Here is a 13,084-nt window from a genome sequence, read left to right as displayed (position 1 = left end):
CTGGGGATCGCCGGCCGCCGGGTCGCCGCCTTTCCGGCCCCGGACATCAGGCGGGCCGGTCGATCCCGGGATCGTCGGCCATGCGTTCGAGGTCCGCGAAGATCTCTCGCCACACCGCGTCGCTGAGGTCGAAGCCGACGAGGTGGCGGATGTAGTACGCGCCCTCGGCGGCGAGGAAGGCGATGCGCAGCCGCCGCGCCTCCGGGGTCCGCGCGGAGAGGTCGCCGACGCGCGCCGCGTACCAGCGGGCGGCACTGGCGATCTGCTCCCCGGACCCGGCCATGGCCGCGAGCAGGGTCGCGACGCGGCTGCTCTCGTCGGCCGGCTCCTCGCAGAGCGTCCGGAGATGGGCCTGGATCCGCGCGCGGGGGTCGGGGTCCGGGCCGGCGGCGCGGGCGAAGCGCTCCTGCTCCCGCCCGATCCACCGCTCCAGCATGGCCTCGATCAGCGCCTCCTTGGTCCCGAACGCAGACTGGACGCTGGCCTTCGGCACGCCGGCCGCGGCCGCTATGCCGCCGAACGACAGGCCCGCGGCCCCCGACGCCGAGACGAGCGTCTCGGCCGTGTCGAGCAGGTGTTCGCGATCGACGCTGCGGGGCCTTCCCATGCGCGCACCCTTGCCAACGTTGTAATACGATCGTATGTAAATCGTATCATGAGCTGGATCTACCTCATCCTCGCGGGCCTGCTGGAAATCGGCTGGCCGGTCGGCCTGAAGATGGCCCAGGAGCCGAACAGCCGATGGAGCGGGATCGCCGTCGCGATCGCCTTCATGGCGGGCAGCGGCCTCCTGCTCTGGCTCGCCCAGCGCGAGATCCCGATCGGGACCGCCTACGCGATCTGGACGGGTATCGGAGCGGCCGGCACGTTTCTGGTCGGCATCGCCGTCTACGGCGACCCGTCGTCGATCGCGCGCTTCGCCGGCGTCGCGCTTATCGTCGGGGGTGTCATCACGCTGAAGCTGGCCCACTGACCGCGTCCCTCCGGTTGCCCCCGATCTCGGGGCGGCGGGCAGACCGCTTGCGGCGAACCGGCTTCCCCTCCGCGGGCGGGCGCTCTAGAGCGGGGCCCGACGAGGACCGGGAAGGCGCATTCCATGACGGCCGGGACTGAGAAGGGGCTGACCTACGCGGCGGCGGGCGTCGACATCGACGCCGGCAACGCGCTGGTCGATGCGATCAAGCCGCTGGTGCGCGCCACCCGCCGACCGGGGGCGGACGCGGAGATCGGCGGCTTCGGCGGATTGTTCGACCTCAAGGCGGCGGGGTTCATCGACCCGATCCTGGTGGCGGCCAACGACGGGGTCGGCACCAAAGTCAAGATCGCCATCGAGACCGGCCGGCACGACACGATCGGCATCGACCTCGTGGCGATGTGCGTGAACGACCTCGTGGTCCAGGGCGCCGAGCCGCTGTTCTTCCTCGACTACTACGCCACGGGCAAGCTGGTGCCCGGCATCGGCGCCGACATCGTCCGCGGCATCGCTGAGGGCTGCCGGCAGGCGGGCTGCGCGCTGATCGGCGGCGAGACCGCCGAGATGCCCGGCCTCTACGACGGCGCGGACTACGACCTCGCCGGCTTCGCGGTGGGCGCGGCCGAGCGCGGCACGCTGCTGCCGCGGCCCGGCATCCGGCCCGGCGACGCGGTGCTCGGCCTGCCCTCCTCGGGCGTCCACTCCAACGGCTACTCCCTGGTGCGCCGGATCGTGGCGAAGGCCGGGCTGCCCTGGGACGCGCCGGCGCCGTTCGCCCCCGGCCGCAGCCTCGGCGAGGCGCTGCTCGAACCGACGCGGATCTACGTGAAGCCGCTGCTCGCCGCTTTGGGGGCGACCGAGGGCATCCGGGCGCTCGCCCACATCACCGGCGGCGGCTTCCCCGACAACCTGCCCCGCGTGCTGCCGGACGACGTCGGCATCGCCATCGACCTCGACAACCTCGGCCCGCCGCCGGTGTTCGGCTGGCTGGCGCGGGAGGGCGGCGTCGCCGAGGCGGAGATGCTGCGCACGTTCAACTGCGGCATCGGCATGGTGGTGATCGCCGCCGCCGACGCGGTGGACGACGTGGACGAGGCCCTGACCCGGGCCGGCGAGGCGCCGGTGCGCCTCGGGCGGATCACCGCGCGGGGCCCGGAGCCCGTGACCTTCACCGGGCGCCTCGCGCTTTGACGGCACCCCGCACCAAGGCCCGCGTCGCGATCCTGATCTCGGGGCGCGGCTCGAACATGACCTCGCTGATCGCTGCGGCGCGGGATCCGGCCTACCCGGCCGAGATCGCCCTGGTCCTGTCCAACCGACCCGACGCGGCGGGCCTCGCCCGCGCGGCCGAGGCCGGGATCCCGGCCCGGGCGATCGACCACCGCCGCTATCCGGACCGGGCGGCGTTCGACGCGGCGCTCGATGCCGCGTTGCGCGAGGCCGGGATCGACCTCGTCTGCCTCGCGGGCTTCATGCGGATCCTGACCCCCGGCTTCGTCGAGGCGTGGGCGGGGCGGATGATCAACATCCACCCCTCGCTGCTGCCGCTGTTCAAGGGCACGCACACCCACGCGCAGGCGCTGGCCGCCGGGGTGCGGCTGCACGGCTGCACGGTGCACTTCGTGGTGCCGGAACTCGATTCCGGGCCGATCGTGGCCCAGGCCGCGGTGCCGGTGCACGAGGGCGACGATCCGGACAGCCTCGCGGCGCGGATCATCGTGCAGGAGCACCGCCTCTATCCGGCAGCTTTGGCCCTGGTGGCGGGCGGCCGCGCCCGCCTGGACGGCGGCCGCGTCGTCATCGCCGGCGCGCCGCCGGACGGCGCACTCCTGAGCCTGTAACGGGGGGCGGGGTCCGGGGCAGCGCCCCGGGATTCCTCAAACCGGCCGCTGGAGCTTGCAGCTATCCAGCGCCGACAGCGCCTTGGCCCGGGCGGAATCGTTGAAGTAGCCGGTGGTGCGGTAGGCCTCGATCTCGGATTCGTCGAGGCTGCGCAGGGTCTGGCGGGCGTAGCAGCCGCAGGGGCGCTCCAGGGAGGCCTCGGGCGCGTTGGTCATGCGCGCCTGGACCACGGCGCAGGCGTGGCGCACGCGGCCTTCGAGGTTGGTCTTCGAGGCCGTCTTGAGCGCCGGGTCGGGCTGGTACTGCTCGAACGGGGCCGAGGAGCCCCCGGCGAGGGCGGCGGTGGCGCCGAGCGCGAGCAGGCCGGTCGCGATCAGCAGGGGCAGGCGGCGGGTCGTCATCGGGGTGCGGTCCGGGGTCTGGGAAACAAGCTCGGCCGTTGGACTCCCGCACCCCGCATCCCGTCAATGACGGGGCGGACACACCCGCGATCGATCGCGTCGCTGCCTAGAGCGCTCTCCGCCGAAGTGGATGCCGGTTCGGCGAAAGAGAGCGCGTCGAAACAAAGACTTACAGCCGTGCACGATTGCAGCGCGACCGGGAACGGCTCCAAGGAGACGGCCGGCCGGTGTGCCCGGCCGGCCACCCGGGATCAGGCGGCGATGTCGGAATCTTGGAAGAACTGGGCGATCTCGGCCTTGGCGTTCTCCGGGCTGTCCGAGCCGTGGACGGTGTTCTCGCCGACCGACTCGGCGAACTTCTTGCGGATCGTGCCCTCGGCGGCCTGGGCCGGGTTGGTGGCGCCCATCACCTCGCGGTACTTGGCCACGGCGTTCTCGCCCTCCAGCACCTGCACGACGACGGGACCCGAGGTCATGAACTCCACGAGCTCGCCGTAGAACGGCCGCTCCTTGTGGACTTCGTAGAACGTCTCCGCCTGCGCCCGGGTCATGCGGATCCGGCGCTGGCCGACGATGCGCAGGCCGGCCTCCTCGATCACCGCGTTGACGGCGCCGGTGAGGTTGCGCCGGGTGGCGTCGGGCTTGAGGATCGAGAAGGTGCGCTCGCTGGCCATGGTCGGTCCGGTCTGTTGAAGGGTGAGGGGTGCGCGTTGCGAGGCGCGCGGGAGCGCGGTCGCGTGCGGCGCATTGCGCTGCGGCGGCCGGCTTATAGACGGCCCCCCTCCCCGCCTCAACCCGCGGCGCGGAGGGCCCGGCGCAAGCTCGGCCGTGGCGCGGCCGCAACACGGCCGAAAAATCGCCCGATTGCATCGGCTCAATCGCCGCAACCCGCCGCCCGGCGCCGGAGACGGCGCCCCAACCGGAGACGACCATGCGCCTCGCCCTCAGCTCCGCCCTGCTGCTCGCCGGCCTCTCGGCCGCCTCGGCCGACGCGCCGAAGGACCCGTCCGGCACGTGGCTCACCGGCGACGGCCGCGCCAAGATCCGGATCGACCGCTGCGGCCCGTCCCAGCGGCTCGTCTGCGGCAAGGTGGTCTGGCTCAAGGTCCCGACCACCGACGGCGGCGCGCCGCGCACCGACACCAAGAACCCCGACCCGAAGAAGCGGGCCCGCCCGGTGCTCGGCCTCCAGCTCATCGACGGGCTGAAGCCCGACGACGACAAGTTCTCCGGCGAGATCTACAACATCGAGGAGGGCAAGACCTACGCGGTGAGCGTGGCGCGCGAGAACGAGTCCGAACTCGCCGTGTCCGGCTGCTTGCTCAAGATCCTGTGCGGCTCGCAGACCTGGACCAAGGTGCCGGATGTGAACCAGCAGGCGGCCAACAAGCACTGACCCGGGTCAGATCGCGGCGAGGCCCCGCTGCACCGCGGGTCTCGCCAGCACCGTGTCCAGCCAGCGCTTCACGTTGGGCAGGGCGGCGATGTCCACCCCCTGCTTGTAGTTGAGCTTGGCCCAGGTCAGCGTCGCGATGTCGGCGACGGAGTAGTCGCCGGCGATGTACTCGCGCCCCTCCAGCCGCCGCTCCAGCACCCCGTAGAGGCGCTTGGCCTCGCTCGTGAAGCGGTCGATGGCGTAGGGCACCTTCTCCTTCGCGTAGATCGTGAAGTGGTGGGTCTGGCCGAGCATCGGCCCGAATCCGCCGACCTGCCAGAACAGCCACGCGTCGACCTCGACCCGCGCCCGCTCGTCCGCCGGGTAGAGCAGCCCGGTCTTGCGACCGAGATACTGGAGAATCGCCCCCGACTCGAACACCGCGATCGGCTGGCCGCCGGGTCCGTCGGGATCGACGATCGCCGGGATCTTGTTGTTGGGCGAGATCGCCAGGAAGTCGGGGGCGAACTGCTCGTTCTTGCCGATGTTGACCGGCACCACCCGGTAGGGCAGCCCGCACTCCTCCAGCATGATCGGGATCTTCCAGCCGTTGGGCGTGCTCCAGGTGTGGACGTCGATCGGGGCGCCCGTCACCGCTGCCATATCCTGCTGCTCCTCGACGGTTCCTCGACGGTCCGGCGCCGGCGGCCCTCGGACGACCGCGCCAGTGAAGACGATTTCCCGGGCCGCCTCAAGCGCGCCGGGACATGGCACTCACGATTGCGAGAGCATGGCGGCCCGCTTGTCGACGGTGCCCGGGCGCCCCTTGTCCGGGGCCGCCGGGCCGGCTGTGATGACCGCCCGCCCGAGCGGCGACCACGTGAGGATGCCCGGATGATCGACCGTCTCGCCAGGATCGCGGCCCTGTGCGCGCCGCTGGCCCTCGCGCAGCCCGCACTCGCCCGGGAGACGCCGAAGGCGCCGGCCGCCGCGGCGCCCGCCTCTCCGGCACCGGCCGCCAAGGAAACCGGCAAGGACACGGCCAGGGAGCCGAGCCCCGGGCAGGCGGCGGCGCGAGACCGGCAGAAGAAGTGCGGCGCCGAGTGGCGCGGGCTCACCGACGCGCAGAAGACCGCGCAGGGGCCGAAGTGGCCGCAGTTCTGGAGCAAGTGCAACAAGCGCCTCAAGGGCAGCGACAAGGCCTGAGCGCGCGAACCGCCCCGGCGGCCGAGCGTTGGCAGTGCCGGGCGACCCCCTGCGACGTGCGAGGCGAGATGATGCGGCGGGCGCGTGGGGCGGACGGGACGGCCCGCCTTGGCTGAGGCGGGTGCGGCGGCCTCGCGGGTCGATCGCCTGATCGACCGCCTCGACACCTGGGTGCCGAAGCTTCCGGCCTGGGCGTTCGCCCTGCGCATCTGGACGGCCATGATGCTGGCGCTCGCCGCCGCCTTCTGGCTCCAGCTCGACAGCGCCTCCTCGGCGGCCGTCTGCGTCGCCATCCTCGCCCAGCCCAAGCGCGGGCAGGCCCTGTCGAAAGCGCTGTACCGCTTCCTCGGCACGATCATCGGCGCCGCGGTGGCGATCGTGCTGGTGGCCCTGTTCGGGCAGGACCGGGTGCTGCTGCTCGTCAGCTTCACCCTGTGGCTCGGCCTGTGCGTGTTCGTCGCCCAGTACCTGCAGGACACCCGCGCCTACGGGGCCATGCTGTCGGGCTACACCGTGGCGATCATCGCGCTGTCGCAGATCGACGCCCCGCAGGGCGTGTTCGACGCCGCCGTGTCGCGCGTCGCGGTGATCGTGCTCGGCATCATCGCCATCACCTTCATCAACGACGCGCTCGCCTCGCCGAGCACGTGGCGGGCGCTGCTGCCGCAGATGACGGACGCCTGGGAGGCGACGCGCGCCTACGCCCGGGAGACGCTGGCGCGCGGCGATCTCGGAGCGGCGCGCCTCGCCGCGCTCCTGCGCAGCATCGCGCCGATGCGGGCGGACGCGAGCGCCGTGGCGGGGGAACTCGACGACGGCGCCAACCGGGCGGCGGGCGCGCGCAGTTGCATCGCCGCCCTCTACGCGATGGCCGCCGCGGTCCGCACCGCCGCCGCGGCCGCGTCCCACCTGCGCCGCCCGAGCCCGGCGGTGGACGAGGCGCTGGCGATCTGCCGCCGCGTCGCCGAGGCGCCGGAGGACGAGAATCTCGACCGGCACGACGCACGGCTGCGCGACCTCGTCGACGCGGCGGTCCGGGACCGCCGTCCCGCCGACGAGGTGGTCGCGCTCCAGCGCGCCCTCGACGTCGTCTGCGCCGCGACCTTCGCGCAGGACGGGTTGCGCGCGCTGGCCGACGGGCACCGGCCCCTGCGCGACGCCCGCCTGCCGACCCACCGGGATTTTCCCGTCGCCTTCCGCGGAGCGCTGCGGGTGGCGATCGGCTTCGGAGTGACCGCCGCGCTGTTCGTGGCGCTCGGCCTGCCGCAGGCCTCCTTCGCCCTGGTCCAGGTCGCGGCCACCGCAACGCTGTCCTCGGTGGCACCCGATCCGAAGAAGTTCGCCAACGGCGTGCTGATCGGGATGTGCATCGCCGCCACCTGCGCCGGGATCGCCCGGTTCGTGTTTCTCACCGGCGTCCAGGGTTTCCCGATCCTGGCGATGGTGATGGCGCCGGTGATCTTCTTCGGCTGCTTCCTGTCGCTCAACCCGAAGACTTTCGGCATCGGCTTCATCGTGATCGTGTTCTTCCCGGTCCTGCTCGGACCGTCCAACCCGCAGACCTACGACGCCCAGGCCTTTCTCCTGAACGCATTCCTCGTGGTGGCCTCGGCGATCATTCTCTCGGTCCTCGTGCGGATCATCCTGCCGGTCACGCCGGGGCAGCAGCGCGCCTTCGCCCTCGGCTCCGCCCGCCGCAGCCTCGCCGACGCGCTGATCGGCGAGGGCGGCGATGCCACGACGCGCACCAGCCTGAACGCCGACCGCCTGTTCCAGTTCGCGGGCTACAGCTCCGGCAGCGGCGTGGTCCGGCGGCTGAGCCTGTCGCACGCCCTGGCGCTGGCCCGGCTGGAGGCGGCCGCGGCGCGGGGCCACGCCGAGCTGCGCCGGCTCTGGAGCACCGAGGCGATGCGGGGCCCGATCCCGGGGGCCCGCGCGGCGCTCGCGACCGGCGACGACCGGGGGCTGGAGCGGGCGGCCGGCGACCTCGTCGCCGCCGCGTCGGGGCAGGGCCGGGCGGTGCGTCTCGCCGCCGCGCGCGCGGTCAGCGACCTGATGATCGCGGCGCGCACCATCGGCCGGCACCGGCGGGTCCTGCGCCGCCTCGCCATCGCGCCGTTCTGAGGCGGGGAGGCTCCATGTATCGCGACATCCATATCGGCGGGGTGCTGATCTCCTCCTTCGTCGCCTACGCGCTCGGCGCGCTGGCGATCTTCCTGCTGCTCCGCCGGGTGTTCGCCTGGATCCGCCTCAGCCGCTACGTCGCCAACGCGCCGCTGGCCGAGGCCGGCATCTACGTCTGCGTCCTCGCCCTCCTGCTCGCGTTCCTCTAGGCGGGAAACATCATGATCCACCGCCCTCGCACACGTTGACGCCATGGACCGCACGAGCGCCGACGCGGACGACCCGCAGGACGACCCGAATCCGTCCGCCCCTTCCGAGCAATCTCGCGAGCAGCCTCGCGAGGAGCCGCCGCCGATCACCGCGCCGCGCCCGCTCGTGGCCCGGCGCGGCCGGGCGGCGACACTGTTCCGGCTGGCCGCCACCGCCGTGATCCTGGCGGCCGCCTGCGTGGCCGCGGCCTTCATGTGGGAGTTCTACGTGGCAGCGCCGTGGACCCGCGACGGGCGGGTGCGGGTCCAGGTCGCCAACATCGCCCCCCAGGTCGCCGGCCAGATCGTCGAAGTGCGGGTCGTCGACAACCAGGCGGTGCGCAAGGGCGACGTGCTCTACGTCATCGATCCGGTGGACTTCGAGGTCTCGGTGACCACCGCCGACGCCGAGGTGAAGAACCGCGAGGCCGATCTCTCGGTCAAGAGCGCGCAATCCGCCCGCCGCGAGGCCCTGACCACGGTCTCGACCTCGGTGGAGGAGAAGCAGATCTATGCCGGCAACGCCAAGATCGCCGCCGCGGCGGTCGAGGGGGCCCAGGCGCGGCTGCGGCAGGCTCAGGTCAATCTCGCCCGCACGCGGGTGACCTCGACGGTCAACGGCCGAGTGACCAACCTGCTGATGCGGGTCGGCGACTATGCCCGGACCGGGACCTCGAACATCAGCGTCATCGACACCGATTCCTTCTGGATCGACGGCTACTTCGAAGAGACGAAGATGGCGGCCATCCACGTCGGCGACCCGGCCGACATCGCGCTGATGGGCTACGCCCCGCACCTCAAGGGCACCGTGGAGAGCATCACCCTCGGCATCTCCACCGCGAACGCCGCCCCGAGCACGCAGGGCCTGCCGGACGTGAACCCGGTCTACACCTGGGTGCGGCTCGCCCAGCGCGTGCCGGTGCGGGTGCGCATCGACCACGTGCCGCCGGACGTGCCGCTGGTGGCCGGCATGACCGCCACGGTGGTGGTGGGCGACGGTCGCGCGCCGCCGCCCGCATGGTTCATGAACCTGCGCGACCGGGTCGCGGGCTGGGGCACGCCGGCGGCCGGGCCGCGGGCCGAGGCGGAGCGGCGCTGAGCGCACCGCCCGTCACCGCACCGCCTCTGCATCCGGGCGTTGTCCGAAGGCGCGCAACGCTCGCATCTCGATCGCTCCTGACCGCCGTTCCCTGTCGGAGGGCGGGCAGGATCCGGGCGGTGCCGCACCGGGAGAGCCCCATGGCCCGCATCGCCGCCGCCCTCTTCGCCACCGTTCTGGCGACCGTCCCCTGGATCGCCGGCCCGGCGCTGGCCGCGTCGAAGAAGGCCGCGGTGTTCGATCTCCAGTACTCGAACCTCTCGCCGGTCCCGACCGACGCGGCCGAGCACGAGCGCCTGAAGCGCACCAGCGCCGAACTGCGCGACCTTCTGCGGGACAAGGGGCTGTTCACGGTGGTCTCGACCGACCCGGTCCGGGACGAGGTCGCCAAGGGCCCCGAACTGCGCCGCTGCAACGGCTGCGCCGACGCGCTGGCGCGCAAGCTCGGCGCCGACGTGGCGATCACCGGCGAGGTGCAGAAGGTCTCCAACCTGATCCTGAACCTCAACGTCTACGTCAAACCCCTCGACGGCACCGGGCCGGAGCGGGCCTACAGCGTGGACCTGCGCGGCAACACCGACGAGTCCTTCGACCGGGCGGTCCGCTTCCTCGTCGAGAACAACATGGGTGCGGGCCGCTGACCTGGGCGATCTTTTGCGGTGCCGGTCTCCCCGCGCTAACCCTCTGATCCGCCTCGCACGCGCTGCGGGATCGCGGCGGCAAGACGATGGAGATCAAGCGCGGCCGCATTTTTCGTATTGACCGCAGACTTCGACGGGCGCAGTCTGATCCTGTGCTTCGCAGATGCGGGCACGGATCGGCCGGAGAACTCGATCGTCTGCGGATCGCAGGGTCGTTACTGGCCGGCAGGGTTGGAGGAGACAGGAATGACTCCACCGCAGCAGAAGGCCGCCTAGACGGCGCCGGGACACGTTCGGCCTGGAACCCAGCGGCACGGTACGGACAGCGGGACGAGAGCGGTCCCAGGGGCGCAGAAGCGACCGACACGGTACGACTTCGAACACGCGAAATGCCCCACCTCAGACCGCTCCCGCCGCGTTTCTTCAAGGCTCTGCGGCGCACCAGTGAAGTGGTACGTCGGTAAAATCAGCATCCGTCGCGAAGTCGGCCGGAACTGCGATAGGCAGTTGCCGGAAAAACCCATGCCGTGTCGATCGGCGCAGGACGTCGGAGACGAACAGTGAGCACATGACCGTTCCGTCGTTCGTGGCGGGGTTCGGCCAAGGTCCGGCGCGCGCGAGCCGTGCACCCAGCCGGCCGACGGTTTCGACGCTGAAGACGCTGTACTGGTGATTGGAAAATTGCAGGAGAGACGTTCGCAACCCGACCGGCGCTGGCGGAATAACGGGCCGCACGATCTTGAGTCTGTGAGACTCGCTCAGGAGTACACGGAGTGGACGCGACCTGACATGGGCGCCGGGCATCGCATCCCAGACCGTAAGATTCTCGTCGATGATCCCGCAATGCGTCCACCGAGCCACGTCTGCGCCAAACAGCAGACGCTGATAGCGGTAAACAGGATTCAGTTGGTCGATCGACGGCCGGCTCTGGATGATGACATCCCCGGCTCGGATATCGGCGACGTTCAGCGAGAACGTTCGTCCTTCGAAACTGACGGCGCAGAGTGTGAAGAGCGCGCCGAGACTTCCCGGAGACGGACGGCACTGCGCAGCCTGGGCTCGATTGATCGGTGTTTCGATCACCGGCGTTCAGCCGATCAAGCTGATCAGCCCTGCGTGGACGCGCGTCGTGGCATCGCTCGTTTCGCGGATGGACACGGACTTCTGCACAATCGGATGATCCTGGCGCGGCACACGCGCCGGCAACGGGATCAGGAGATGCTGGCGCAGTGACGCCGACACGTCGCCGTCGGACACCGGCCTCAATGCCAGCCGCTCGAACTTGGCATCCCGGTCGAGGCTGAAGACCGCACCAACCTCGTAGATCTCGGTCGGCGCGGCGATCTCCATCGAGATCTGGCTCTGCTCACCGAGGTCCCAGAACGTCAGCCACAGGGACGTCGGGAGGACGGCCTTCTCGATCAACTGGATGTGAGACATCGGCGGTTCCGAGCCTGCGTCAGGCGCACGCTGCGCGACGATAGGATGGGCGTGCGTCGCCAACAAGGTAAGCGACGGCCGGGCGCTTTCATCCCTCGATCCCCAGCTTCTCCTTCAGCAGCGCGTTGACCGCCGCCGGGTTGGCCTTGCCGCCGGTCGCCTTCATCGTCTGGCCGACGAACCAGCCGAGCAGCGTCGGCTTCGCCTTGGCCTGCTCGACCTTGTCGGGGTTGGCGGCGATGATCGCGTCCACCGCCGCCTCGATGGCGCCGGTGTCGGTCACCTGCTTCATGCCGCGCGCCTCGACGAGGGCGCGCGGGTCGCCGCCCTCCGTCCAGACGATCTCGAACAGGTCCTTGGCGATCTTGCCGGAGATCACCCCCTCGCCGATCAGGTCGACGATGGCACCGAGCTGATCGGCCGAGACCGGGGTCGCCTCGATCGTCAGCCCCTCCTTGTTGAGGCGGCCGAACAGCTCGTTGATCACCCAGTTCGCCGCGGCCTTGCCGTCGCGCCCGCGCGCCACGGCCTCGTAGTAGTCGGCCGACGCCCGCTCGGCCACGAGCACGCCCGCGTCGTAGGCGCTGAGGCCGAAATCGCCCACGAAGCGGGCCTTCTTGGCGTCCGGCAGCTCCGGCAGCCCGGCGGCGAGGGCGTCGACGTACGCCTGATCGAATTCGAGCGGCAGCAGGTCCGGATCGGGGAAGTAGCGGTAATCGTGCGCCTCCTCCTTGGAGCGCATCGAGCGCGTCTCGCCCTTGCCCGGGTCGAACAGGCGGGTCTCCTGCTGGATCGACCCCCCGTCCTCCAGGATGGCGATCTGGCGGCGCGCCTCGGTCTCGATCGCCTGCCCGATGAAGCGGATCGAGTTGACGTTCTTGATCTCGCAGCGGGTGCCGAGCGGGTCGCCGGGGCGGCGCACCGAGACGTTCACGTCGGCGCGCAGGTTGCCCTTCTCCATGTCGCCGTCGCAGGTGCCCAGATAGCGCAGGATGGTGCGCAGCTTGGTCACGTAGGCCTTGGCCTCCTCCGACGAGCGCAGGTCCGGCCGCGACACGATCTCCATCAGCGCGACGCCGGACCGGTTGAGGTCGACGAAGCTGCGGGTCGGGTCCTGGTCGTGGAGCGACTTGCCGGCGTCCTGCTCCAGGTGCAGCCGCTCGATCCCGACGGTGATCGTCGTGCCGTCGGCCATGTCGACGGTCACCTCGCCCTCACCGACGATCGGGTCCTTGTACTGCGAGATCTGGTAGCCCTGCGGCAGATCCGGGTAGAAGTAGTTCTTCCGATCGAACACTGACCGCAGGTTGATCTGGGCCTTGAGGCCGAGGCCGGTCCGCACCGCCTGCGACACGCACTCGGCGTTGATCACCGGCAGCATGCCCGGCATCGCCGCGTCGACGAGGGAGACGTGATCGTTCGGCTCGGCCCCGAAGGCGGTCGAGGCGCCGGAGAACAGCTTCGCCCGGCTGGTCACCTGGGCATGGATCTCCATGCCGACGATCACCTCCCAGTCGTGCAGGCCGCCCTTGATCAGCTTCTTGGGGTCGACAGATGCGTTCATGGTCGTCCGGGCCGGCTCTTTCCGATGGGTCCAGTCCACCGCCTCATCCCGAGGCGCGGCGCGCGCCGCCTCGATAAGAGGCCTCCAGAAGCCGCCGCGATCCCTGGAGCCCTCCTTCGAGGCCCGCTGACGCGGGCACCTCAGGATGAGGCGGTGGGTGGGATCGGGCGC

General features: G+C 71.1%; 16 protein-coding genes. 9 read left to right on the top strand and 7 right to left on the bottom strand.

Annotated features, from left to right (window positions below):
• Nucleotides 1-46: 46 nt before the first annotated feature.
• Nucleotides 47-607 carry a TetR/AcrR family transcriptional regulator gene (locus tag Q8W71_RS06375; RefSeq protein ID WP_305524499.1) on the bottom strand — a complete coding sequence of 187 codons (561 nt, stop codon included), beginning with the start codon at nucleotides 605-607 and terminating at the stop codon, nucleotides 47-49.
• Nucleotides 608-655: 48 nt separating this feature from the next.
• Here Q8W71_RS06375 and Q8W71_RS06370 point away from each other — a divergent pair, with 48 nt between their 5' ends.
• The 3 genes from Q8W71_RS06370 to purN all read left to right on the top strand — a co-directional run bounded on the left by Q8W71_RS06370 (nucleotide 656) and on the right by purN (nucleotide 2,814).
• Nucleotides 656-973, top strand: a complete 318-nt coding sequence (locus Q8W71_RS06370; RefSeq protein WP_305524498.1) for a DMT family transporter — start codon at nucleotides 656-658, stop codon at nucleotides 971-973.
• A gap of 123 nt (nucleotides 974-1,096) precedes the next feature.
• Nucleotides 1,097-2,164 (top strand): phosphoribosylformylglycinamidine cyclo-ligase, encoded by a 1,068-nt coding sequence (gene purM, locus Q8W71_RS06365; RefSeq protein ID WP_305524497.1) that lies wholly within the window; start codon nucleotides 1,097-1,099, stop codon nucleotides 2,162-2,164.
• Complete coding sequence (purN, locus tag Q8W71_RS06360; RefSeq protein WP_305524496.1) at nucleotides 2,161-2,814, top strand: phosphoribosylglycinamide formyltransferase; 654 nt, start codon at nucleotides 2,161-2,163, stop codon at nucleotides 2,812-2,814. Before purM ends, purN begins: the two co-directional genes overlap by 4 nt.
• Before the next feature lie 36 nt (nucleotides 2,815-2,850).
• On the opposite strand, the gene Q8W71_RS06355 is transcribed toward purN, so the two are convergent.
• Together Q8W71_RS06355 and ndk are read right to left on the bottom strand one after the other, a co-directional pair.
• A complete protein-coding gene (locus Q8W71_RS06355) occupies nucleotides 2,851-3,216 on the bottom strand; it encodes a hypothetical protein (RefSeq protein ID WP_305524495.1) in 366 nt (121 codons plus the stop codon).
• Between the two features lie 251 nt (nucleotides 3,217-3,467).
• Nucleotides 3,468-3,890: a nucleoside-diphosphate kinase gene (gene ndk / locus Q8W71_RS06350; RefSeq protein WP_305524494.1), complete on the bottom strand. Its 423-nt coding sequence runs from the start codon at nucleotides 3,888-3,890 to the stop codon at nucleotides 3,468-3,470.
• 257 nt (nucleotides 3,891-4,147) lie between these two features.
• Between ndk and Q8W71_RS06345 the strand changes: the two genes are divergently transcribed.
• Entirely contained in the window at nucleotides 4,148-4,612 is a 465-nt protein-coding gene (locus tag Q8W71_RS06345) for a DUF2147 domain-containing protein (protein ID WP_305524493.1), read from the top strand.
• A 6-nt stretch (nucleotides 4,613-4,618) separates the two neighbouring features.
• Here Q8W71_RS06345 and Q8W71_RS06340 read toward each other — a convergent pair whose 3' ends face one another.
• On the bottom strand, nucleotides 4,619-5,254 hold the full coding sequence (locus Q8W71_RS06340) for a glutathione S-transferase N-terminal domain-containing protein (RefSeq protein ID WP_305524492.1): 636 nt from the start codon (nucleotides 5,252-5,254) through the stop codon (nucleotides 4,619-4,621).
• 231 nt (nucleotides 5,255-5,485) lie between these two features.
• Here Q8W71_RS06340 and Q8W71_RS06335 point away from each other — a divergent pair, with 231 nt between their 5' ends.
• The 5 genes from Q8W71_RS06335 (at nucleotide 5,486) to Q8W71_RS06315 (ending at nucleotide 9,909) form a co-directional block, all read left to right on the top strand.
• Entirely contained in the window at nucleotides 5,486-5,797 is a 312-nt protein-coding gene (locus Q8W71_RS06335; protein ID WP_305524491.1) for a hypothetical protein, read from the top strand.
• A 108-nt stretch (nucleotides 5,798-5,905) separates the two neighbouring features.
• Complete coding sequence (locus Q8W71_RS06330; protein ID WP_305524490.1) at nucleotides 5,906-7,921, top strand: FUSC family protein; 2,016 nt, start codon at nucleotides 5,906-5,908, stop codon at nucleotides 7,919-7,921.
• 14 nt (nucleotides 7,922-7,935) lie between these two features.
• Entirely contained in the window at nucleotides 7,936-8,130 is a 195-nt protein-coding gene (locus Q8W71_RS06325) for a DUF1656 domain-containing protein (protein WP_305524489.1), read from the top strand.
• A 43-nt stretch (nucleotides 8,131-8,173) separates the two neighbouring features.
• Nucleotides 8,174-9,268: a biotin/lipoyl-binding protein gene (locus Q8W71_RS06320; RefSeq protein ID WP_305524488.1), complete on the top strand. Its 1,095-nt coding sequence runs from the start codon at nucleotides 8,174-8,176 to the stop codon at nucleotides 9,266-9,268.
• 140 nt (nucleotides 9,269-9,408) lie between these two features.
• On the top strand, nucleotides 9,409-9,909 hold the full coding sequence (locus tag Q8W71_RS06315; protein ID WP_305524487.1) for a DUF3280 domain-containing protein: 501 nt from the start codon (nucleotides 9,409-9,411) through the stop codon (nucleotides 9,907-9,909).
• A 423-nt stretch (nucleotides 9,910-10,332) separates the two neighbouring features.
• Here the strand turns inward: Q8W71_RS06315 and Q8W71_RS06310 are convergent, their stop codons facing one another.
• The 3 genes from Q8W71_RS06310 to gatB form a co-directional block, all read right to left on the bottom strand.
• Nucleotides 10,333-10,992 carry a hypothetical protein gene (locus Q8W71_RS06310; protein WP_305524486.1) on the bottom strand — a complete coding sequence of 220 codons (660 nt, stop codon included), beginning with the start codon at nucleotides 10,990-10,992 and terminating at the stop codon, nucleotides 10,333-10,335.
• A gap of 6 nt (nucleotides 10,993-10,998) precedes the next feature.
• On the bottom strand, nucleotides 10,999-11,349 hold the full coding sequence (locus tag Q8W71_RS06305) for a hypothetical protein (RefSeq protein ID WP_305524485.1): 351 nt from the start codon (nucleotides 11,347-11,349) through the stop codon (nucleotides 10,999-11,001).
• An 88-nt stretch (nucleotides 11,350-11,437) separates the two neighbouring features.
• On the bottom strand, nucleotides 11,438-12,913 hold the full coding sequence (gatB, locus tag Q8W71_RS06300; protein WP_305524484.1) for an Asp-tRNA(Asn)/Glu-tRNA(Gln) amidotransferase subunit GatB: 1,476 nt from the start codon (nucleotides 12,911-12,913) through the stop codon (nucleotides 11,438-11,440).
• Nucleotides 12,914-13,084 lie beyond the last annotated feature (171 nt).

The organism is Methylobacterium amylolyticum (genome assembly GCF_030700245.1).
In the GTDB taxonomy this organism is placed as follows: Bacteria; Pseudomonadota; Alphaproteobacteria; order Rhizobiales; family Beijerinckiaceae; genus Methylobacterium.
This window is presented reverse-complemented; position numbering and strand designations above follow the sequence as displayed.

Excerpts from the sequence above, each read along its gene's own strand:
- Q8W71_RS06375 (WP_305524499.1), bottom strand. The coding sequence starts at position 607 with ATGGGAAGGCCCCGCAGCGTCGATCGCGAACACCTGCTCGACACGGCC.
- Q8W71_RS06370 (WP_305524498.1), top strand. The coding sequence starts at position 656 with ATGAGCTGGATCTACCTCATCCTCGCGGGCCTGCTGGAAATCGGCTGG.
- purM (WP_305524497.1), top strand. The coding sequence starts at position 1,097 with ATGACGGCCGGGACTGAGAAGGGGCTGACCTACGCGGCGGCGGGCGTC.
- Q8W71_RS06355 (WP_305524495.1), bottom strand. The coding sequence starts at position 3,216 with ATGACGACCCGCCGCCTGCCCCTGCTGATCGCGACCGGCCTGCTCGCG.
- ndk (WP_305524494.1), bottom strand. The coding sequence starts at position 3,890 with ATGGCCAGCGAGCGCACCTTCTCGATCCTCAAGCCCGACGCCACCCGG.
- Q8W71_RS06345 (WP_305524493.1), top strand. The coding sequence starts at position 4,148 with ATGCGCCTCGCCCTCAGCTCCGCCCTGCTGCTCGCCGGCCTCTCGGCC.
- Q8W71_RS06340 (WP_305524492.1), bottom strand. The coding sequence starts at position 5,254 with ATGGCAGCGGTGACGGGCGCCCCGATCGACGTCCACACCTGGAGCACG.
- Q8W71_RS06335 (WP_305524491.1), top strand. The coding sequence starts at position 5,486 with ATGATCGACCGTCTCGCCAGGATCGCGGCCCTGTGCGCGCCGCTGGCC.
- Q8W71_RS06325 (WP_305524489.1), top strand. The coding sequence starts at position 7,936 with ATGTATCGCGACATCCATATCGGCGGGGTGCTGATCTCCTCCTTCGTC.
- Q8W71_RS06320 (WP_305524488.1), top strand. The coding sequence starts at position 8,174 with ATGGACCGCACGAGCGCCGACGCGGACGACCCGCAGGACGACCCGAAT.
- Q8W71_RS06315 (WP_305524487.1), top strand. The coding sequence starts at position 9,409 with ATGGCCCGCATCGCCGCCGCCCTCTTCGCCACCGTTCTGGCGACCGTC.
- Q8W71_RS06305 (WP_305524485.1), bottom strand. The coding sequence starts at position 11,349 with ATGTCTCACATCCAGTTGATCGAGAAGGCCGTCCTCCCGACGTCCCTG.
- gatB (WP_305524484.1), bottom strand. The coding sequence starts at position 12,913 with ATGAACGCATCTGTCGACCCCAAGAAGCTGATCAAGGGCGGCCTGCAC.